At 72.6% G+C, this 19,094-nt stretch carries 21 protein-coding genes; 12 read left to right on the top strand and 9 right to left on the bottom strand.

Translation table 11 applies throughout. From position 1 onward, the window contains the following. Nucleotides 1-43 precede the first annotated feature (43 nt). The gene (gene def, locus ABD437_RS37745) at nt 44-649 is read left to right on the top strand and encodes a peptide deformylase (RefSeq protein WP_425558333.1); all 606 of its coding nucleotides are present in this window, start codon (nt 44-46) and stop codon (nt 647-649) included. On the opposite strand, the gene ABD437_RS37750 is transcribed toward def, so the two are convergent. Both ABD437_RS37750 and ABD437_RS37755 read right to left on the bottom strand, forming a co-directional pair. After that, nucleotides 646-1,305 carry a peptidyl-tRNA hydrolase gene (locus ABD437_RS37750; protein ID WP_425558337.1) on the bottom strand — a complete coding sequence of 220 codons (660 nt, stop codon included), beginning with the start codon at nt 1,303-1,305 and terminating at the stop codon, nt 646-648. The genes def and ABD437_RS37750 overlap by 4 nt on opposite strands. Beyond that, nucleotides 1,302-2,321: a DNA topoisomerase IB gene (locus ABD437_RS37755; RefSeq protein WP_344653785.1), complete on the bottom strand. Its 1,020-nt coding sequence runs from the start codon at nt 2,319-2,321 to the stop codon at nt 1,302-1,304. The genes ABD437_RS37750 and ABD437_RS37755 overlap by 4 nt, the downstream gene beginning before the upstream one ends. 77 nt (nt 2,322-2,398) lie before the next feature. Between ABD437_RS37755 and ABD437_RS37760 the strand changes: the two genes are divergently transcribed. Both ABD437_RS37760 and ABD437_RS37765 read left to right on the top strand, forming a co-directional pair. Then, nucleotides 2,399-2,755: a metalloregulator ArsR/SmtB family transcription factor gene (locus ABD437_RS37760; protein ID WP_344653786.1), complete on the top strand. Its 357-nt coding sequence runs from the start codon at nt 2,399-2,401 to the stop codon at nt 2,753-2,755. Next, entirely contained in the window at nt 2,733-3,212 is a 480-nt protein-coding gene (locus ABD437_RS37765; protein ID WP_344653787.1) for an SRPBCC domain-containing protein, read from the top strand. Before ABD437_RS37760 ends, ABD437_RS37765 begins: the two co-directional genes overlap by 23 nt. A gap of 36 nt (nt 3,213-3,248) precedes the next feature. Here ABD437_RS37765 and ftsH read toward each other — a convergent pair whose 3' ends face one another. Then, nucleotides 3,249-5,153: an ATP-dependent zinc metalloprotease FtsH gene (gene ftsH, locus ABD437_RS37770; RefSeq protein ID WP_344653788.1), complete on the bottom strand. Its 1,905-nt coding sequence runs from the start codon at nt 5,151-5,153 to the stop codon at nt 3,249-3,251. Between the two features lie 9 nt (nt 5,154-5,162). Then, nucleotides 5,163-5,477: a hypothetical protein gene (locus ABD437_RS37775; protein WP_344653789.1), complete on the bottom strand. Its 315-nt coding sequence runs from the start codon at nt 5,475-5,477 to the stop codon at nt 5,163-5,165. Between the two features lie 51 nt (nt 5,478-5,528). On the opposite strand from ABD437_RS37775, the gene ABD437_RS37780 reads away from it, so the two are divergent. Beyond that, nucleotides 5,529-7,184, top strand: a complete 1,656-nt coding sequence (locus ABD437_RS37780; protein ID WP_344653790.1) for a cation:proton antiporter — start codon at nt 5,529-5,531, stop codon at nt 7,182-7,184. Here the strand turns inward: ABD437_RS37780 and ABD437_RS37785 are convergent. Continuing rightward, nucleotides 7,181-8,446 (bottom strand): FAD-binding protein, encoded by a 1,266-nt coding sequence (locus ABD437_RS37785; RefSeq protein ID WP_344653791.1) that lies wholly within the window; start codon nt 8,444-8,446, stop codon nt 7,181-7,183. The two genes, ABD437_RS37780 and ABD437_RS37785, sit on opposite strands and share 4 nt — an antisense overlap. A gap of 17 nt (nt 8,447-8,463) precedes the next feature. Between ABD437_RS37785 and ABD437_RS37790 the strand changes: the two genes are divergently transcribed. The 4 genes from ABD437_RS37790 to ABD437_RS37805 all read left to right on the top strand — a co-directional run bounded on the left by ABD437_RS37790 (nt 8,464) and on the right by ABD437_RS37805 (nt 11,018). Further along, a complete protein-coding gene (locus tag ABD437_RS37790; RefSeq protein ID WP_344653792.1) occupies nt 8,464-8,958 on the top strand; it encodes a TspO/MBR family protein in 495 nt (164 codons plus the stop codon). Nucleotides 8,959-9,040: 82 nt separating this feature from the next. Next, complete coding sequence (locus ABD437_RS37795; RefSeq protein WP_344653793.1) at nt 9,041-9,922, top strand: hypothetical protein; 882 nt, start codon at nt 9,041-9,043, stop codon at nt 9,920-9,922. Then, nucleotides 9,919-10,335, top strand: a complete 417-nt coding sequence (locus ABD437_RS37800; RefSeq protein WP_344653794.1) for a phage holin family protein — start codon at nt 9,919-9,921, stop codon at nt 10,333-10,335. The genes ABD437_RS37795 and ABD437_RS37800 overlap by 4 nt, the downstream gene beginning before the upstream one ends. Beyond that, complete coding sequence (locus tag ABD437_RS37805; protein WP_344653795.1) at nt 10,311-11,018, top strand: DUF3618 domain-containing protein; 708 nt, start codon at nt 10,311-10,313, stop codon at nt 11,016-11,018. The genes ABD437_RS37800 and ABD437_RS37805 overlap by 25 nt, the downstream gene beginning before the upstream one ends. A gap of 50 nt (nt 11,019-11,068) precedes the next feature. Here ABD437_RS37805 and ABD437_RS37810 read toward each other — a convergent pair whose 3' ends face one another. Genes ABD437_RS37810 through ABD437_RS37820 form a run of 3 tightly spaced genes read right to left on the bottom strand, consistent with a single transcriptional unit; the run spans nt 11,069 to nt 14,331 of the window. Continuing rightward, complete coding sequence (locus tag ABD437_RS37810) at nt 11,069-11,893, bottom strand: HAD family acid phosphatase (RefSeq protein WP_344653796.1); 825 nt, start codon at nt 11,891-11,893, stop codon at nt 11,069-11,071. A gap of 51 nt (nt 11,894-11,944) precedes the next feature. Then, the gene (locus ABD437_RS37815) at nt 11,945-12,136 is read right to left on the bottom strand and encodes a ferredoxin (protein WP_344653797.1); all 192 of its coding nucleotides are present in this window, start codon (nt 12,134-12,136) and stop codon (nt 11,945-11,947) included. Between the two features lie 26 nt (nt 12,137-12,162). Continuing rightward, nucleotides 12,163-14,331 (bottom strand): MMPL family transporter, encoded by a 2,169-nt coding sequence (locus tag ABD437_RS37820; protein WP_344653798.1) that lies wholly within the window; start codon nt 14,329-14,331, stop codon nt 12,163-12,165. 179 nt (nt 14,332-14,510) lie between these two features. Here ABD437_RS37820 and ABD437_RS37825 point away from each other — a divergent pair, with 179 nt between their 5' ends. The 4 genes from ABD437_RS37825 to pntB all read left to right on the top strand — a co-directional run bounded on the left by ABD437_RS37825 (nt 14,511) and on the right by pntB (nt 18,755). After that, the gene (locus tag ABD437_RS37825; RefSeq protein WP_344653799.1) at nt 14,511-15,221 is read left to right on the top strand and encodes a winged helix-turn-helix domain-containing protein; all 711 of its coding nucleotides are present in this window, start codon (nt 14,511-14,513) and stop codon (nt 15,219-15,221) included. Nucleotides 15,222-15,296: 75 nt separating this feature from the next. Beyond that, on the top strand, nt 15,297-15,521 hold the full coding sequence (locus ABD437_RS37830) for a hypothetical protein (protein ID WP_344653800.1): 225 nt from the start codon (nt 15,297-15,299) through the stop codon (nt 15,519-15,521). A gap of 231 nt (nt 15,522-15,752) precedes the next feature. Next, the gene (locus tag ABD437_RS37835) at nt 15,753-17,312 is read left to right on the top strand and encodes a Re/Si-specific NAD(P)(+) transhydrogenase subunit alpha (RefSeq protein WP_344653801.1); all 1,560 of its coding nucleotides are present in this window, start codon (nt 15,753-15,755) and stop codon (nt 17,310-17,312) included. 3 nt (nt 17,313-17,315) lie between these two features. After that, complete coding sequence (gene pntB, locus ABD437_RS37840) at nt 17,316-18,755, top strand: Re/Si-specific NAD(P)(+) transhydrogenase subunit beta (protein ID WP_344653802.1); 1,440 nt, start codon at nt 17,316-17,318, stop codon at nt 18,753-18,755. Here pntB and ABD437_RS37845 read toward each other — a convergent pair. Further along, a partial coding sequence (locus tag ABD437_RS37845; RefSeq protein ID WP_344653803.1) for an FCD domain-containing protein occupies nt 18,752-19,094 on the bottom strand: 343 nt, incomplete at its 5' end. The genes pntB and ABD437_RS37845 overlap by 4 nt on opposite strands.

The raw sequence follows: 19,094 nt of genomic DNA on the forward strand, positions 1-19,094 counted from the left end.
AGGTGAACACGGAGGTTCACGGCGCGGTCGGGATAATGCGGGGGTGCCGAATGAACTCGACATCGACGAATGGGCGGCCGAGGTCGGTCTGCCCGAGGGCCGGCCGCGCCGGGTGACCGTGCACGGCAGCCCGGTGCTGCACCGGCCGTGCCAGGAGGTCACGGAGTTCGGCGACGAGCTGAAACAGCTGGTCGCCGACATGCTGGAGAGCATGGACGCCGCGGAGGGCGTGGGCCTGGCCGCGAACCAGATCGGCGAGGACGCGCGGGTGTTCGTCTACGACTGTCCCGACGAGACCGGTTTCTACCACGTCGGGGCGATCGTCAACCCGGTGCTGCTGGCGCCGGAGCCGGGCGTCGAGGAGGACAAGGACGACGAGGGCTGCCTCTCGGTGCCGCTGGAGTTCTCCCCGCTCGCCCGCCCGGCGAAGGCCTCGGTGACCGGCCAGGACATCGAGGGCCGGCCGATCCGGGTGGACGGCACGGGGCTCTTCGCCCGCTGCCTGCAGCACGAGACCGACCACCTCAACGGCATCCTCTACGTCGACCGGCTCGAACCCGACGCCCGCGAGGCGGTACTGGCCGCGAACGCCCAGCGCATCGAGGCCCACGAGATGCCCCCCTGGTCGGAGGGCACCCCGCGCGACTAGGCGAGCGAGCGGTCGGCGGAGTTCCAGGAGAACGCGGCGGTGGCCGAGCCGGGGGCCACCTCGGTGAAGCCGGCGTCGTGCACCACCGGGCCGTCGGCCGCGGCCCACTGGGGCACAGTGGCGACGCGCACCGCGAGCGGGAAGCCGGCCGCGGCCCAGGACGCGGCCACCGGCGGCGCGAGCGACCACAGGCCGAGCTGGGCGGCGTGGCCGGCCTGCGCCATCGCCTTACCGGCCGTCATCTCGACGTCGGGCGCGAGCAGCACCAGCGGGGTGCCGTCCGGCGGGGCCGGCGGGGGCGCCGGGTCGTCGAGCTCGGTGCCGCTGACCTGCAACCGGGCCAGGTCACGGGGCCACTCGTCGAGCGGGATCGGCGGGTAGACGCGCACCTCGGCGGAGCCGGACGTCACCGTGACGCCGGGCAGGGCGAGAGCGCGGCGCCACTCCGCGCCGCGGGCCCGGCGGACCACCTTGCGGATGCGGTTGCCGGCCCAGGCGTCGACGGCGTCGCGCCACTCCGGGTCGTCGGTCGTCACCATCAGCAGCACGGCGCGGGCCGCGGCCTCCAGCGCGTCGGTGCGTGCCGGTGGCGCCGTCTTCTCGACGCGGACGACCAGCGGCAGTACTCGTTCGGGCTCCACGGGACGACAGCCTATTTCGCCCCCAGCACCCGCAGCACGGCGGTTTCCACCGCGGGTTGCGCGGCCAGCACGTCGGGCTCGTCGGAGCCGAGGCGGTCCAGCGTCGACCGGATCGAGCGGCCCTGCTCGTAGGCGGTGATGATCCGCGGGTCGACGTAGGACGCGCGGGCGACCGTCGGGGTGTTGCCGAGGTAGTCCGACACCTCCTCGACCGCGGCGCGCACGACCTTGTTCCGGGCCCGCTCGGCGTCCGGCGGGTCCCCGGCCAGCGCGAGCTCCACCGCCATCAGCACGGTCGCGTGCCAGGTCCGGAAGTCCTTCGCGGTGAGCGTGACCCCGGCGTTCTCACGCAGGTAGTCGTTGACGTCCTCGCTCTTGACGTCGTACCAGCGCCCGCCGCTGCGGTAGGCCAGCAGATCGTCCTCGTCGTCCTGGTGGCGCCGCAACGCCGACACCACCCGGCGCACCGCGTCGTCACGCACCTCGATCGTGCGCTCGATGCCGCTCTTGGCCGGGTAGCGGAACTGGATCGCGCCCCGGCGCAGCGCGACGTGCTTCTTGCGGATCGTGGTCAGGCCGAAGCTGCCGTTCTCGGCCGCGTACACCTCGCCGCCGATGCGGAACAGGCCGAGTTCGAGCAGCCGCACCCCGGCCGCGAGGACACGCTGCCGGTCGAGCTCGCGGTGATCCAGGTGCCGGGCCACGGTGCGGCGCAGCTTCGGCAGCCGGCGGGCCACCTCGAGCACGCGGTCGTGCTTCGCCTCGTCGCGCTTCTCGCGCCAGACCTCGTGGTAGCGGTACTGGCGCCGACCGGCGTCGTCGGTGCCGACGGCCTGGATGTGGCCGTTCGGGTGGGGTGAGATCCAGACGTCACGCCAGGCCGGCGGGATCACCAGGGCCTGGACGCGCTCGCGCTCCTCGGCGGGCAGCGGGCGCCCGTCGGCGTCCAGGTACCGGAAGCCCTTGCCCGAGCGCCGGCGGGTGTAGCCGGGTTTCGAGAGGTCGCTGCGCCGCAGCCGCACTGTCGCCATGCGGCGCCGGATACCCGGACGATCGACGCACAATCCGTAGCACTGGACTTATATAAGCCTCCTGTTACGCTAACGCGGTGTCCGTCTGGGAGGCGCTGGCCGATCCGGTCCGCCGCGAGATCCTGACCGTGCTGCGCGAGGGCGGAGCCACGGCCGGGTCGATCGCGTCGCGGTTCGCGATCAGCCGGCCGGCGGTGAGCCGGCACCTGCGGGTGCTGCGCGAGGCCGGGCTGGCCTCGTCCGAGGCACGTGGGCAGGAACGGGTGTACCACCTGGTCGGCGCACCGCTCACCGAAGTCGACGCCTGGCTGCGCCGGGTCACGCCCGCGCGCAGGCCGTCCCCGGCCGAACGCCTGGACGCGCTCGAAACCGAACTGCGCCGCGGACGGCGCGCGAACGAGGAGGTCGGCGATGGTCACCGGTCAACCGGGTGAAGTGCGGCACAACGACGACGGCACCGAGACGATCGTGCTGCACCGCACGTTCGCCGACCCGATCGAGGACGTCTGGGCCGCGATCACCGAGTCCGACCGGCTCGCCCGCTGGATCGGCCACTACGAGGGGACCGGGGGCACCGGCGGCACGGTCGAGTTCACCACGACCGGTGAACTCGACGCCGGCGGCGAGGTGGACGAACCGGCGACGGTGCAGATCGTCGAGTGCTCGCCCCCGCACCGGCTGGTCGTCGACATGCCGTCCTACGACGGCGGCGTCTGGCACCTGGCCGCGACGCTCAGCGGGCACGGTTCCGGCACGACGCTGGTGTTCGAGCAGCGCCTCACCGCCGGGGTGCCCGCCGGCGACATCGAGGCCGGGTGGCGCTGGTACCTCGACCGGCTCGTGGCCTCGATCGCGGACGAGCCGATGCCCGCCTGGGACGACTACACCTGAGGCCACCGGGGCCCGGGGCCCCGGTGGCACCCGGGCTCAGGCCGCCGGGTCCGCGGCCAGGGCCCGGTCGGCGATCTCGTGGACGGTGCGCCCGTCCACGGTCTCGTGGTCGAGCAGGGCGCCGCTCAGCTCGTCGAGCGCGGCGCGGTGGCGGGTCAGCAGGTCGACCGCGCGCGTCTCGGCCTCGCGCAGCAGCCGGGCGACCTCCTCGTCGACCACGCGCTGCGTCTGTTCGCTGTACGCCCGGTCCGACCCGCCGACCCCGAGGTACCGGGGCTGGTCGTCGGCGTACCCGACCGGGCCGAGCTTCGGTGAGAGCCCGAACTCGCGCACCATCCGCGTCGCCAGCTCGGTGGCCTTCGCGAGGTCGTTCGACGCCCCGGTCGAGCCCTCCCCGAACACCACGAGCTCGGCCGCCCGCCCACCGAGCTGCACCGACAGCGTCGTCGTCAGCTGCAACTGCGAATACAGGTGACGTTCGGCCTCGGGCAGCTGCTCGGTGACGCCGAGCGCCATCCCGCTGGGCAGGATCGTGACCTTGTCGACCGGGTCGGCGGCCGGCGAGAGCGCCGCGACCAGCGCGTGCCCGGACTCGTGCACGGCCACGCTCTGCTTCTCGTTCGGCAGCAGGAAGTTCGACCCCAGACGCTGACCGAGCAGCACCCGGTCGCGGGCCTGCGACAGGTCGGCCGCGGTCACCTCGGCGCGCCCGTCGCGCACCGCCACGATCGCCGCCTCGTTCAGCAGGTTCGCGAGGTCGGCGCCGGAGAAGCCGGGCGTGGCCCGCGAGGTCGCGTTCAGGTCGACGTCGGCGGAGAGCTTCTTGCCGCGGGCGTGCACGGCCAGGATCGCCTCGCGTTCGGCCTGGTTGGGCAGTGGCACCGCCACCTGACGGTCGAACCGGCCCGGGCGCAGCAGCGCCGGGTCGAGCGTCTCCGGCCGGTTGGTGGCGGCGATCACGACGACGCCGGTCGACGGGTCGAACCCGTCCATCTCGGCCAGCAGCTGGTTGAGCGTCTGTTCGCGCTCGTCGTTGCTGGCGAACCCGCCGGTGTTGCGGCGCTGACCGATCGCGTCGATCTCGTCGATGAAGATGATCGACGGCGCCCGCTTGCGCGCGTCGGCGAACAGGTCACGCACCCGGGACGCGCCGACGCCCACGAACAGCTCGACGAACGACGAGCCGGTGACCGCGAAGAACGGCACCGCCGCCTCGCCCGCGACCGCGCGGGCCAGCAGCGTCTTGCCGGTGCCGGGCGGCCCGGCCATCAGGATGCCCTTCGGCCCGACCGCGCCGGCCGCGGCGTACTTGTCGGGCTGCTTGAGGAAGTCGACGACCTCGGTGACGTCCCGCTTGACGCCCTCGTACCCGGCGACGTCGGCGAACGTCGTGTCCGGGCGCTCGGAGTCGATGACCTTCGCGGTGGAGCGCCCGACCCCGCCGAACATGCCGCCGAGGCCGCCGAGCTGGGCGCCCTTGCGGGCCTGCCGCCCGATCCACCAGAAGTACGCGACGAACAGCAGCAGCGGGGCGAGCGAGAGCAGGATGCTCCAGAACGAGCTGCTGGCGCCGGTGGCGGTGAAGTGCGGCACGACGTCCGGGTCCTTCACCGCGGCGAGGAACGCGTCGTCGGGGCCGTTGAGCCCGGTCGGGTAGTGCGAGGTGAACTCGGCCCCGCTCTCGAAGCTCGAGCGGTACTTGCCGGTGATCGTGCCGTCGGCACGCAGCTCGAGCGTGTCGACGTGTTTGGCGGCGATCTGGTCGCTGAGCGTGCCGTACTCGACCGTCTTCACGCCCATGCGTCCGAACGGGAAGAACAGCAGGAACAGCGTGAGCGCGACGCCGATCGGGATGAGGTAGCGACGCCAGGGTGGGGGTGGGGGCGGCGCCGGGGCCGGTGGCTTGTCCCTCGGCGGCCCCGAACGCGCGTTAGCGGTCATAACCGCAGGTTACTGCTGTGGTTTGGGGCGGGTGAGCAAGAGCCCCGCGATGACCGCCAGCGCGGCCAGCAGACCGCCGATCAGCACCCACTGCCACCAGCCGGTCGCCCGCGGGTGCTGACGGTAGAACTCCGCGCGGGCCTCCTCGCTCGTCATCGGCGTCGGTGCCGCGGTCGTGACCCCGGCGGTCGGCGACGCGGTGACCGTCGCGGCCGGTTGGTCCCGGCTGACCCAGGCCGCGCTGAGCGAACCGACCGCGGCGAGCAGGCCCACGCCCAGCAGCACGATCAGCAGGAGCCGCCCGCGGGTCTTTTTCTCCGCCACGCTGGCAGCCTAGCCGGGGGCCCCGACCGGGCCGTCGTTAGGCTGCCCGGCGTGAACGCCGGAATCCTGCTCGTTCTGCTCGCCCTGGGGGCGATCGCGATCTCCGCGTTCGGGCGTCGCGTCAACGCCCAACCGGGCCTGCTGATCCTCGTCGCGGCGGCCGCCGTCTCGTTCGTCCCCGGGCTCCCCCGGCTGGAGCTCGACCCGGAGCTGATCCTCGGGCTGGTCGTGCCGCCGCTGCTCTACGCCGCGGCGCTCGAGTTCTCGTTCTTCAGCTTTCTGCGCAACCTGCGCGCGATCCTCGGCCTGGGCGTCGTGCTGGTGCTGCTCACCGCGTGGCTGTCCCGGGTGGCGGTGGACGCGATGATGCCGACGCTCGGCGCGGGCGTCGCGCTGCTGCTCGCGGCGATCGTCGCGCCGCCGGACACCGTGACGATCACCGCTCACGGCGAGGAGCTCGGCCTGACCCGGCGGGTCACCGCGATCCTCACCGGCGAGAGCCTGGTGAACGACGCGATGGCGCTCACGCTGTTCAGCATCGCGCTGGCCGCGACCGGCGGCGAGGAGACGTTCATCGACAACGGCGCGCTGCTGTTCGCCTGGTCCGCGCTGGTCGGCGTGCTGATCGGGTTCGCGCTGGGCAACCTCGCCACCGCGATCCGCCGCCGGCTCGACGACCCCACGCTGGGCACCGCGATCGGCCTGGTGGTGCCGTTCGCGGCGTACCTGGCGGCCGAGGAGGCCCACGCGTCCGGCGTGCTGGCGGTCGTCGTCGCCGGGTTCAACGTCGCGGTCGAGTCCGAGTACGGCAACCGCAGGCGGGAGCGCCTGGGGTTCCGGACCCGGATGACCGAGCGCGAGGTCTGGCCGGTGCTCGGCGCGCTGCTGGAGTCGTTCGTCTTCGCCTACACCGGCCTGCAGATGAAGTTCGTCATCGAGGACCTGCGTGAGTCGTCCGAGCCGCTGGGGCGCACCCTGCTCACCGGCGTCGTGCTGCTGGTCGTCGTGATCGCGGTCCGGTTCGCCTGGGTCGCGGTGGTCTTCGGGCGACGCCTGCTGGCCAACCAGTCGCTGCAGCGGCGGTTGCAGGACCCGCTGTTCCGCAAGCGCTGGGACGAGCACCTGCAGCAGGTCGCGGAGCGGCGGGGGCGGACGCCGGAGATCCCCGAGGCGCTGGGCTGGAAGGAACAGACGCTGCTGTCCTGGACCGGCATGCGCGGCATCGTGACGCTCGGCGCCGCCGGCGGCATCCCGCTGCTCACCGAGGACGGCGCGCCGTTCCCGCACCGCGACACGCTGCAGTTCCTGGCCTACTTCGTGGTGTTCGGCACGCTGCTGCTGCAGGGCCCGACGCTCTCGCTGCTGGCCCGGCGGCTGCGGATCGACACCAGCGAGGAGGACCGCGTCGCGCTGGAGCAGCTCGCGCTGGCCGAGCGGATCGCGGCCGACGCCGAGGCCGGCACCCTGCCGCCGCCACCCGACGACGACCGGCCCGGCCGGCGGGGCCGCGACGGCCGGGCTCGACGGCGGCGGCGCCGACGGGTCCACACCGAGGCCGCGCCCACCGACCCGGCGACGCTCGACCGGTTCGACCGGCAGCGCGAGGCGCTCTCGATCTCGGTGATCACCGGCACGCTCGACGACGAGGCCGCCCAGGTGGTGCTGGCCCGCCTCGACCGCCAGCAGGCCGCCGAGCAGCGGCCCTAGACGCCGTCCAGGTACCGCGCAGTGAACGCGTTGCGGAACTTGCCGTCCGGGTCGTAGGCGCGGGCCAGCGCCCGGGCGTCGTCGAACCGGGGGTAGCGGGCGGCGACGTCGGCCGGTTCCGTCGAGAACACCTTGCCCCAGTGCGGGCGGGCCCCCAGCGGCGCCAGCCCCTCCTCCAGCGCGGTGATGACCGGCCGGGCCGCCTCCGGGTCGGGCAGCCAGGTGAAGTGCAGCGCGATGCTGTCCTGCCGGTAGGCCTCGGAGAGCCAGAGCTCGTCGGCCGCCACCGTACGCAGCTCGCAGATGTGGAGGTTCGGCGCGAGCCGGTCGGCGAGCCCGCTGAGCACGTCGAGCGCCTCGACCGCGTTCTCGATCGGCAGCAGGTACTCGGTCTGCAGCTCCTCGCCGGCGCTCGGCGTGAACTCCAGGCGGAAGTGCGGCAGCCGGGTGTGCCAGGGGCCGGGCGCACCGCCCTGCTGGGTGGCGAAGCCCGGGTCCTGGCCGGGGACCGGGTTGCGCTGGCCGGGCGCGAGCGTGGCGCCGAGCCAGTCCCGCCCGTGCGGCCACTCCCCGGCGTCGGTGCGGTGCTTGACCCAGACCTGCTCGGCGAACGGCCGCCGCCAGGTCAGGAACACGCTGACGCTGTACGCGGCGCTCAGCACGTCCCGCAGGTTGACCCGCAGCGCGGAGAGGAACATGCGGTCGTAGACGCGCTGCTCGATCTCGTAGCGCGGCTGGATGTCGAGGCCGAGCGCGGTGACGACGCCGAGCGAGCCGAGCGTGACCACCGACCCGTCGAAGTTCTCGTCGCCGCGCGCCAGGTGCACCAGCTCGCCGCTCGGCGTGACCAGCTCGATCGCGTTCACCGCGGACGCCAGGCACCCGTTCGTGACGCCCGAGCCGTGGGTGCCGGTGGCCACCGCGCCACCGATGCTGATGTGCGGCAGCGAACCGAGGTTGTGCAGGGCCCAGCCGGCCGGGTCGAGCACCTGGGCGAGCTCACCGAACCGGGTGCCCGCGCTGACCGTCACCGAGCGCCGGTCGGCGTCGATCTCGATGCGGCGCGGCAGGTCGGCCACGGTGAGCAGCGCCCGGTCGCTGTCGGCGACCGCGCTGAACGAGTGCCCGGTGCCGAGCACGCGGAGGTGGTCGGCGTCCGCGACGACCTCCTGCACCTGCTCGACGCTGGTCGGGCGGTGCAGCGTCCGGGTCGAGAAAACGACATTCCCGGCCCAGTTGGTGATGGGTTGAACGGTGACCATGAGGTTATCTTCCCCGCATGGCCGTCACTTCCGCTCATCAGCGTCATCGCCGTGTCCCGTCCGCGGTGGCGCTGGCCGGTTTCCTGCTCGCGGCGTTCGCCGCGGCCGCGCTCGGCGGCGTGGCCAGCGCCGACGCCGGGACGTACTACGACGGGCTCGACCGGCCCGCCTGGGCGCCGCCGGCCTGGCTCTTCGGACCGGTGTGGACCGTGCTGTACACGATGATCGGCGTGGCCGGCTGGCTGGTGTGGCGCCGGGTGGGGCTGCGGCCGCTGCCGTTCGGGCTCTACGCCGGGCAGCTCGTGCTCAACGCGGCCTGGACGTGGCTGTTCTTCGCGTTCGAACAGCCGGGCGTGGCGTTCGCCGAGATCGCGGTGCTGTGGCTGGTGATCGCGGCCAACGCGGTGGTGTTCGCGCGCGTCTCGCGGCTCGCCGGCCTGCTGCTGGTGCCGTACCTGCTCTGGGTGGGCTACGCCGCCGCGCTGAACCTGACACTCTGGATACTCAACTGATTACCGAGAGCAACAGGTTTGCACCAGACTTCTGAGGTCACTCCTGCGGGGACCAAGTCCCCGAGTGCCCCCAGGGGTTGCGATGACGAGCACACCCAGCACGACGGATCGTGCCCGCGAGACCGCGGGCACGGCTGCGCACGAAGGCACGGCGCTCGCGCAGAGCGCCAAGGAATCCGGCGCGCAGGTGGCGCAGACGGCCGGCTCGGAAGCGTCGAACGTGGCGGCCGAAGCCAAGGCCCAGGCCGGAGATCTGCTCCGCACGACGCGCGACGAGGTGAACACCCAGGTCGACTCGCAGCGACGTCGCCTGGTCGACGCGCTCCGTACGACCGGTGACGAGCTCGGTTCCGGTGGCGGGCAGTCCGCGCTCACCAACGAGCTCTCGCAGCGCGCGTCGACGTACGCCCGCACGTTCGCCGACTACCTCGACGAGAAGGGTCCGGACGCGATCCTCAACGACGTGCGGTCGTTCGCCCGCCGCCGTCCGGGCACGTTCCTGCTGCTCGCCGGCGCGGCCGGTGTGGTGGCGGGGCGGGTGTTCCGGAGTGTGTCGGCCGCGTCCGGCGACAGCGGTTCCGACCGCCGGTCCGTCGTGGACGACCAGCCGGGTTACTCGGACGCGACCTACCCGGACGCGACCTACTCGGACTCGACGTACTCGGGTCTCGGCGTGGGCGCCACCGAGACGCTCCCGCCCGTACCGGCCACGCCGCGCCACGCCGCCGACGACACCGCGGTCGGCGTCGCCGAGGTACCTCCGACGGCCGGTGGGTACGCGACTCCCCCGGTCACCGAGCCGTTCGCGCCGGTCACCGAGCCGCCGCTGAGCGAGCCGTACCCGGCCACCGGCCCCGGCTACGCCGAGGGTTACCCGGCCGCGCCGCCCGGAGCCCCGGCCGCCACGCCGCCGCCGGTGAACGACCCGTTCGCCGACCCGCGGTACCGCGAGGACCGGCGATGACCGCTGGCGTGCCGAGCGAGCCGACCCACGACGTCGGGAACGCCTCGGTCGGCGAGCTGGTCAAGAACGTCGCCAACGACCTGACCACGCTCGTCCGCCAGGAGATCGCGCTCGCCAAGGCCGAGACCAAGGAAGAGGTCACCAAGGCCGGGAAGGCCGGCGGCGCGTTCGGTGGCGCCGGGCTGGCCGGGTGGCTCGCCCTGCTGTTCATCTCGCTGGCGGTCATGTACGGCCTCGGTGAGGTGATCCCGGTCGGCTGGGCCGCGCTCATCGTCGGCGTGCTCTGGGCCATCGGCGCCGCCGCGCTGGCCGCTTACGGCCGCAGCAAGGTCAAAGAGGTCAACCCGGTTCCGAAGCGGACGGTCGAGACGGTGAAGGAGGACGTGCGTTGGGTGCAGAACAGGAACGCATAGAGCGCGACATCATGCGGCAGCGGATGCAGCTGGGTGACGACGTCGACGCGCTCGTCGAGAAAGTCAGCCCGCGGCAGGCCGCCCGGCGTCAGGCCGGACGGGTCACGCACGCCGCGACGACGGTGAAGGAGCGGATCATGGGCACGGCGTCCGAGGTCACCGGCACGGTCCGGGACAAGGCGGCCGACGTGGCGCACGGAACCCACGACACGGCCGCCAGCGCGGGGCACGGCCTCGCCGACCGGGCCGGCAGCGCGAAGGACTCCACGGTGTCGGCCGTGGGCAGCGCGAAGGACTCGGTGGCCTCGGCCGCGGAGACCACCGCGCAGACCGCACGGCAGCGCACCGAGGGCAACCCGCTGGCCGCCGGGCTGATCGCGTTCGGCGTCGGGTGGCTGGCCTCCAGTCTGTTCCCGGCCACCCCGCCGGAGCGCAAGGCCGGCGCGGCGCTGCGCGAGCACGCCGAGGAACCGGTCAAGCAGGCCGGCCAGGCGCTCGGCGAGAAGGCCAAGGAGGTCGCGTCGAACCTGCAGGAGCCCGCCCAGGAGGCGGCGCAGCAGGTCAAGCAGACCGCGACCGAGGCGGCGCAGCACGTCAAGAGCGAGGCCCAGGACCACGCCCAGGGGCTGAAGGGCGAGGCGAGCGACCGCGCGGGATCGGTGCAGGACACCGCCCGCCAGTAAGAGGGCACCACCGACGGGCCCGGGCGAACGCTCGGGCCCGTCGGTGTTCGTCAGGGCAGGAAGTACGTGGGGTTCGGCAGCTTGAAGGTGCGGTTGGCGTACCCGCCCTTCAGGTCGCTCCACTGGTCACCGAAGTTGGCGACGATGTCGAACCCGAGCGACTCGATGTGCGCCCGGGTGGCCGACTTGTAGTGGATCGTCGTGCAGGTGCCCTTCGGGTCGTTCGCGCAGGCCTTCTTCAGGTAGTCCGGGTAGTCGGCGACGGCCGGCTTGGTGAACAGGCCGTCCTCCCCGTTGCCCAGCGGCGTCGGCTTCGGGTAACCGGCGTCCACTCCGGTGCCGTCCGCGGTGAGGTTGCCCAGCGTCGCCGCCTCCTGCGCGGTACCCCGCCCGGTCAGGTAGAAGATCGCGTACCCGTGCCGTTCGGCGGCCTTCGCGAGGTTCACCATGCCCGGCACGGCCGGGAACTTCTGCCCCAGCACGAACTCCGCGTTGCTCGCCGGGGTGAACGCGAAGTTCACCGCGATCTCGTAGTTCCAGGTGTTGAGCGTCGTGTCGTCGACGTCCATCAGGATCGCCTTGTGCCCGCGGCCCCGGTACGGCTGGCCGAGGTACTTCGTGCCGGCCGCGGCGACCTTCGTCGCTTCCTTCGCGTAGTTGCTGCTCGCACCGAACGTGCCGGTGCCGAGCGGATCACCGTAGTAGTTCTTGATCTGCTGCCGGACGACGTCGATGTTCGGCACGCCGCTCTCGGTGCGGGGCGTCCTGGTCTTGATCGACGGCTCCGGGGTGTCGGCGATCGCGATCCCGCCCCCGACGAGGGTGAGCGAACCGACGATCGCGGCCACCACGACGAGCAATCTTCTACCGCCCACAACAGCCTCCGCACGTTCAAGATGAACAGTTGGCGGCTGCGAGGCTAACGCTCATTCGAGGTGCAGCGCCTGCAAAGGGCACGAATCGACGCCGAGACGGGCGATCTGCTCCTGGCCCGGCGGCACGTCCACGCCGGCGCCGAGCGTGCTGTACCCGTCGTCGTCGAGCGGGAAGAGGTCCTCGTCGACCATGTTGCACTGACCGTGCGCCTCGCAGCGCTCGTTCTCCACCCGAACCTTCATGGGATGCCACGTTAGGACATCACGGGTCACGAGGGGGCGAACTCGCGTTCTCCACTGTGGTCGCGTTCCAGCGCGGCGCCCTCGACGTCGAGTTCGGGCAGCCACCGCAGCCAGCTCGGCAGCCACCACGCCGACGGTCCGAGCAGCGTCAACGCGGCCGGCATCGCGATCATGCGCACCACTATCGCGTCGAAGAGGATGCCGAGCGCGAGCGCGAACGCGATCGGTTTGATCGTCCGGTCGCCCTCCGGGATGAAGCCGGCGAACACCGCGAACATGATCGTGGCCGCGGCGACGACCACCGGGCCGGCCTGCCGGAACCCGGTCACGACCGCCTCGCGCGGCGCGGCGCCGTGCGCGTGCGCCTCGTGCATCCGCGACACCAGGAACACCTGGTAGTCCATCGCGAGCCCGAACAGGATGCCGACGACGATGATCGGCATCAGGCTCAGCAACGGCCCGGTGACGTCGGTGTTGACCAGGAACGTCAGCCAGCCCCACTCGAACACCGCGACGGTGGCGCCGAACGACGCGCCCACGGTGAGCAGGAAACCGAGCACCCCGGCGACCGGGACGAGCAGCGACCGGAAGACCAGGATCAACAGCACCAGCGCCAGCCCGACGACGAGCAGCAGGTACTGGGGCAGCGCCTGGTTCAGCTTCTGCGACACGTCGACGCTGACCGCGGTCGCGCCGGTCACGTAGAGCCGGGCCTCGCCACCGACCTCGGCCATCGCGTCGCGCAGCGTGTGCACGAGCGCCTCGGTCTCGGTGCTGTCCGGGCCCGATTTCGGGATGACGGTGACCAGCGCGGCGTCCGCGTCGGAGTTGAGGCTCGGCCCGGTCGCGAGCGCGACGTCGTCGAGCGTCCTGGCCTTCTCCAGCGCGGTCGCGGCCACGGTGCCGGCGTCCGGCCCGTCGGCGAGGATCACCAGCGGCCCGGTGAACCCGGCGCCGAACCGCGCGGCGAGGATCGCGGTCGCCCGCTCCTGGGTCGTCCCGGGCACCGGCTCCTGGTTGAGCGTCGTGCGCATCGACACGACCGGGATCGCGATCACGCCGAGCGCCACGACCGCGGCCAGCAGGCTCAGCGCCGCACGGCCGGTGACCACGCGGGCCCACCCGGCGACGAACCCCCGCGAGTGGTGCAGCGGCGCCGGGTTCCCGTCGCGTACCGCCGGGCGCACCTTCCGCGGGAGCGCGCGCAGCCCGATCAGCCCGAGCACGGCCGGTACCAGCGTCACCGCCACCAGGACCGAGACGACGATCGTCGCGGCCGCCGCCAGGCCCATCTCGGTGAGGAACGGGACGCCGGCGACCGCGAGCCCGGTCAGCGCGATCACGACCGTGATCCCGGCGGTGACGACCGCGGACCCGGCGGTGCCCACGGCCAGCGCCGCCGCGGCCGGTACCGCGCGGCCGGCCAGCAGCTCCTGCCGGAAGCGCGTGACGATGAACAGCGCGTAGTCGATGCCGACGGCCAGCCCGAGCATCACCGCGAGCACCGGCGTGGTGGCCTGCAGGTCGACGAACCCGGTGAGCGTGGTGATGCCCAGCGCGCCGATGCCGACGCCGACCAGCGCGGTGAGCAGGTTCATCCCGGCCGCGACCAGCGAGGAGTAGGTGACCGCGAGCACGATCAGCGCCACCACGACACCACCGGCCTCGGCCGGCCCGCCGATGTCACCGCCCTGCTCCTGGGCGGCCTCGCCGGTGACCTCCACGGTGAGCCCGGAGCCGGCGGCGCCCGCCACCGCGTCCAGCAGCGCGGTGCGCTGGTCGGCGGTGATCTCGGACGCCTGGACGGCGTAGGTGACGGTGCTGGTGGCGGCCCGCTCGTCGGCCGAGACGACCGGCGACGCCGGGTCCAGCGGGTCGGTCGCGCTGACCACCCCCGGCAGCCCGGACAGCTGCTCCACGATCGCGGCGATCTGGGGCGCGGCGTCGGTGATCGCGCCGGGGGCCTCGAAGACCACCTGGGCGGTCGCGCCGTTGGCGCCGCTGCCGAAGCGCTGCCCGATCTTCTCCAGGGCGGTCGTCGACTCCTGGCCGGGAATGCTGAACGTGTTCACCGTCGACCCGGAGAGGGTCGCCGCGCCGACGCCGGCCCCGGCGAGCACGAGCACCCACGCCACGGCCACCAGCACGCGGAACCGGCAGGCCAGGGCTCCCAGGCGGTACAGCACTGTTGCCATACATCCGGTTTTGCCGGTAATCAGCAGTTTTATTCCCTACACCGGCTCGCAGAGTTCATCCCGGCGAACCCGAGGTTCCGCCGGTGCGTGGGTTAAGTGGAGAGGCACACCACACCCCAGAGCGCGGACCGGTTAGTTAGGGTTACCTAACTACGACGCCCGGAGGAGAACGGTTCCCAATGACAGTGCACGCCGGCCCGGTGCCGGTGACCCGTATCCGCGCCGGACGCGACGGCGACCCGGCCCGGTCGGCCCGGGTCACGGTCGAGATCGAGCTGGCCGGTGGTGGCGCGCCCGGGGTCGCGTCCGCGCTCTGCGCGGAGATCAGCGACCTGCTCGCCGGGCACGCGCGGTCCGGTGACACGTCGGTCTCCGCCTCGGTCTCGCTCGGCTTCGGCGACGCCGCGACCCGCCCGGCCGCGCTCCCGGCCGCATCCCCGGCCCCTCCGCGGTTCTCCGGCGCCGATGCGGCCGCGGGCGACAGCGCGGGCGACGGCGTAGGCAGCACCGCGGGCGCCGGCAGCACGACGGGCGCCGGCAGCGGGGCTGGCGGCAGCGGGGCGGGCGGCGGCGCCGGCGGGCGGGGGTTGCGGATCGTGGCCGGGCGGCGGGTCGCGATCCAGGACGGGATCGAGGTGCCGCTGACCCGGCGCGAGTTCGACCTGCTCTCGTTCCTCGCCCGCCACCCGCGCCAGGTGTTCAGCCGCGGCCAGCTCATCGACGCGGTCTGGGGTGCCCGCTACCGCGACAGCGAACGCACGATCGACGTCCACGTCCGGCGCATCCGCGTGAAGCTCTCCCCCACCGGCCCGCGGATCGTCACCGTGCGCGGCGTCGGCTACCGGCTCGACCACGCGGACCGGGTCGCGGTCGTCCCCGGCGTCGACTGACCGGGGGACGACCGACGTATCACCGGGCGAATTCGCGGTTCTGTCCTGGCGGAGATGTCACCCGAGGAGGAACCGATGGAGCACGCATTCGACGACGCCAGCCTGTCACAGGTGATCGCGGTGTTACGTGAGACGACCCCGGAGATTCGCACGCTCGAGATACTCGACGACGTCACGATCCGGATCAACAACTCGATCGTGGTCGAAGGCGACTCCCCGGCCGAGATCGCCTCCCTGCTGGAGTTCTTCATCGCCGAAGACCTGTGGATTCGCAGCACGGAACCCGATCAGGCCGAGTAAACGACCCGAGTTTTTGTCAATTTCGTTAGACTGAATCAATTGAGGAGGTGCCTTTCGGCGCAATCGGCGTGAGGCGTTCGTTACATCGGTATTCGGGCTCGGAGAATCCGTGTCAACATCACGCACGTCGTGGTCGCCGCGCTGATCGGGGTCCTCGGAAATGTGCCGTCCGCTGCTCGCGGGCGGCTTTTTCTCCCTCGCCGGTCCGCGTGCCGAAGGAAGGACGCGCAGTTGTCAGAGTCGACGCACGCACCGCAGACGCTCGGGGTGGTCACCGAGTCCTCGCCCGGCGAGACACGGGTGGCCGCGACCCCCGCCACCGTGGGTCAGTTGCGCACGCTCGGGTACGACGTGGTCGTGGAGTCCGGCGCGGGCACGCAGGCCAGCTTCGCCGACGAGGCGTACGTGGCCGCCGGCGCCCGGATCGCTCCCGGCCCCGAGGCCTGGGCCTCCGACGTCGTCCTGAAGGTCAACGCGCCCTCCGCGCCGGAGATCGCCGCGCTGGCCGACGGCGCGACGCTGGTCTCGCTGATCGGCCCGGCCGCGAACCCGGCGCTCGTCGAGTCGCTCACCCGGCGCCGGATCACCGTGCTGGCCATGGACGCCGTGCCCCGCATCTCGCGGGCGCAGTCGATGGACGTGCTCTCCTCGATGGCGAACATCGCCGGTTACCGTGCCGTCATCGAAGCCGCCCACGCGTTCGGGCGCCTGTTCGGCGGCCAGGTCACCGCGGCGGGCAAGATGCCGCCGGCGAAGGTGCTGGTCGCCGGGGCCGGGGTGGCCGGCCTGGCCGCGATCGCCGCCGCCAACAGCCTCGGCGCGGTCGTCCGGGCCACCGACCCGCGGCCCGAGGTCGCCGAGCAGGTGAAGTCGCTGGGCGGGGAGTTCCTCGCGGTGAACGTCGAGCAGGAAGCCTCCACCGACGGGTACGCCAAAGCCACGTCGGCCGACTACGACGCCGCCGCGGCCGCGCTCTACGCCGCCCAGGCCGCCGACGTCGACATCGTGATCACGACCGCGCTGATCCCCGGCCGGGCCGCGCCGACGCTGCTCACCGCCGAGCACGTCGCGGCGATGAAGCCGGGCAGCGTCGTCGTCGACATGGCCACCGCGCAGGGCGGCAACGTCGCCGGGAGCGTCGCGGGCCGGTCGGTGGTGACCGACAACGGCGTCACGCTCATCGGCTACACCGACCTGGCCGGGCGGCTGCCCGCGCAGGCCTCGCAGCTCTACGGCACGAACCTGGTCAACCTGATGAAGCTGTTGACGCCGGGGAAGGACGGGCACGCGGTCCTGGACTTCGACGACGTCGTGCAGCGGGCGATGACCGTGGTGCGCGACGGCGAGAAGTCCTGGCCACCGCCCCCGGTGTCGGTGAGCGCCACCCCGGCCGCGCCGCCGCCGGCCGCCGCGCCGGTGGTGGAGAAGGCCGCCGCGAAGCCCGCGGGCCCGGCGCGGCGCGCGCTCGTGCCGGCGCTGGCCGCGGTCGCGCTGTTCCTGGTCATCGGGTTCGCCCCGACCGCGCTCACCGCCCACTTCACGGTGTTCGTGCTGGCGATCGTGATCGGCTACTACGTCATCGGCAACGTGCACCACGCGCTGCACACGCCGCTGATGTCGGTGACCAACGCGATCTCCGGGATCATCGTCGTCGGCGCCCTGCTCCAGATCGGGCACGACCACGTGCCGGTGACGGTCCTGGCCGCGATCGCGATCCTGCTCGCCAGCATCAACATCTTCGGCGGTTTCGCCGTCACCCGCCGCATGCTCGCGATGTTCTCGAGGAGCTGACCCGTGACGATTACCTCCGCGGCCCAGGCCGCCTACCTGATCGCCGCTCTGCTGTTCATCCTCAGCCTGGCGGGCCTGTCCAAACACGAGACCTCCCGGGCCGGCGCCACGTCCGGCATGGTCGGGATGGCGATCGCGCTGGCCGCCACCGTCGTGCTGGCGATCGACGGCGGCGTGGACGTCGTCGGCGGCGTGCTGCTGGTCGTCGCCGTGGTGCTCGGCGCGGGTATCGGGCTGTGGCGGGCCCGGATCGTGGAGATGACCGGCATGCCGGAGCTCATCGCGCTGCTGCACAGCTTCGTCGGCGCGGCCGCGGTGCTGGTGGGCTGGAACGGCTACCTGGAGCACTCCGATGCGCTGACCGGCTCGCTGCTCGGCATCCACCACGCCGAGGTCGCGATCGGGGTGTTCATCGGCGCGGTGACGTTCACCGGCTCGATCGTCGCGTTCCTGAAGCTCTCGGCGCGGATCGACTCCTCCCCGCTGATGCTGCCGGGCAAGAACCTGCTCAACGTCGGCGCGCTCGTCGTGTTCGTCGCGCTGACGATCTGGTTCGTGGCCACACCGAACCTGGGGCTGCTGATCGCGCTAACCGTGCTGGCGCTGGCGCTGGGCTGGCACCTGGTGGCGTCGATCGGCGGCGGTGACATGCCGGTCGTCGTGTCGATGCTCAACAGCTACTCCGGCTGGGCCGCGGCCGCGTCGGGCTTCCTGCTCTCCAACGACCTGCTGATCGTCACCGGTGCGCTGGTGGGGTCCTCGGGTGCGTACCTGAGCTGGATCATGTGCCAGGCGATGAACCGCTCGTTCCTCTCGGTGATCGCCGGAGGGTTCGGCATCGCCGCCGGTCCGGCCGACGACACCGACTACGGCGAGCACCGCGAGGTCAGCGCCGAGGGCACGGCCGAGCTGCTGGCCGCGGCGAAGAGCGTGATCATCACGCCCGGGTACGGCATGGCGGTCGCGCAGGCCCAGTACCCGGTGGCCGAGCTGACCCGGACGCTGCGCGAGCGCGGCGTCGAGGTGCGCTTCGGCATCCACCCGGTCGCCGGGCGCCTGCCCGGGCACATGAACGTGCTGCTGGCCGAGGCGAAGGTGCCGTACGACATCGTGCTGGAGATGGACGAGATCAACGACGACTTCCCGGCGACGTCGGTGGTGCTGGTGATCGGCGCGAACGACACCGTGAACCCGTCCGCGGCCGAGGACCCGAACTCCCCGATCGCCGGCATGCCGGTGCTGCACGTGTGGGAGGCCGAGAACGTCGTGGTGTTCAAACGCTCGATGGCCGCCGGGTACGCCGGGGTGCAGAACCCGCTGTTCTTCCGGGAGAACACCCAGATGCTCTTCGGCGACGCGAAGGCCCGCGTCGAGGACATCCTGCGCGCGCTGAACACCGGCGCACCGGCCGCACCGGCCCGCGAGCCGGCGCCGGTGCGCTAGACCGACGGTGGGGCGGGGCGCCGGCCCCGCCCCACCCCGCCCGCGGGCGCCGCGGCCTCGGTGAGCACCTCGGCCACGCTCCGGCGGGTGTCGGCCACGTGCGAGCGGGCGATCCGCTCGGCGGCGGCGCCGTCGCGGCGGCGCAGTGCCGCGACGATCGCCTCGTGCTCGCGCAGCGAGCTCTCCCGCCGCGCCGGCGCGACCGTCGAGAAGTAGAACCGCGCGCGCATCGACAACGACCGGACGAACCCGATCAGCAGCTGGTTCTGCGAGCAGGACGCCACCGCGACGTGGAACTCCGCGTTGAGGCGCGCCAGCGCCAGCGGGTCGTCGGTGGCG

The organism is Cryptosporangium japonicum, from assembly GCF_039524755.1.
Classification (GTDB): Bacteria; Actinomycetota; Actinomycetes; order Mycobacteriales; family Cryptosporangiaceae; genus Cryptosporangium; species Cryptosporangium japonicum.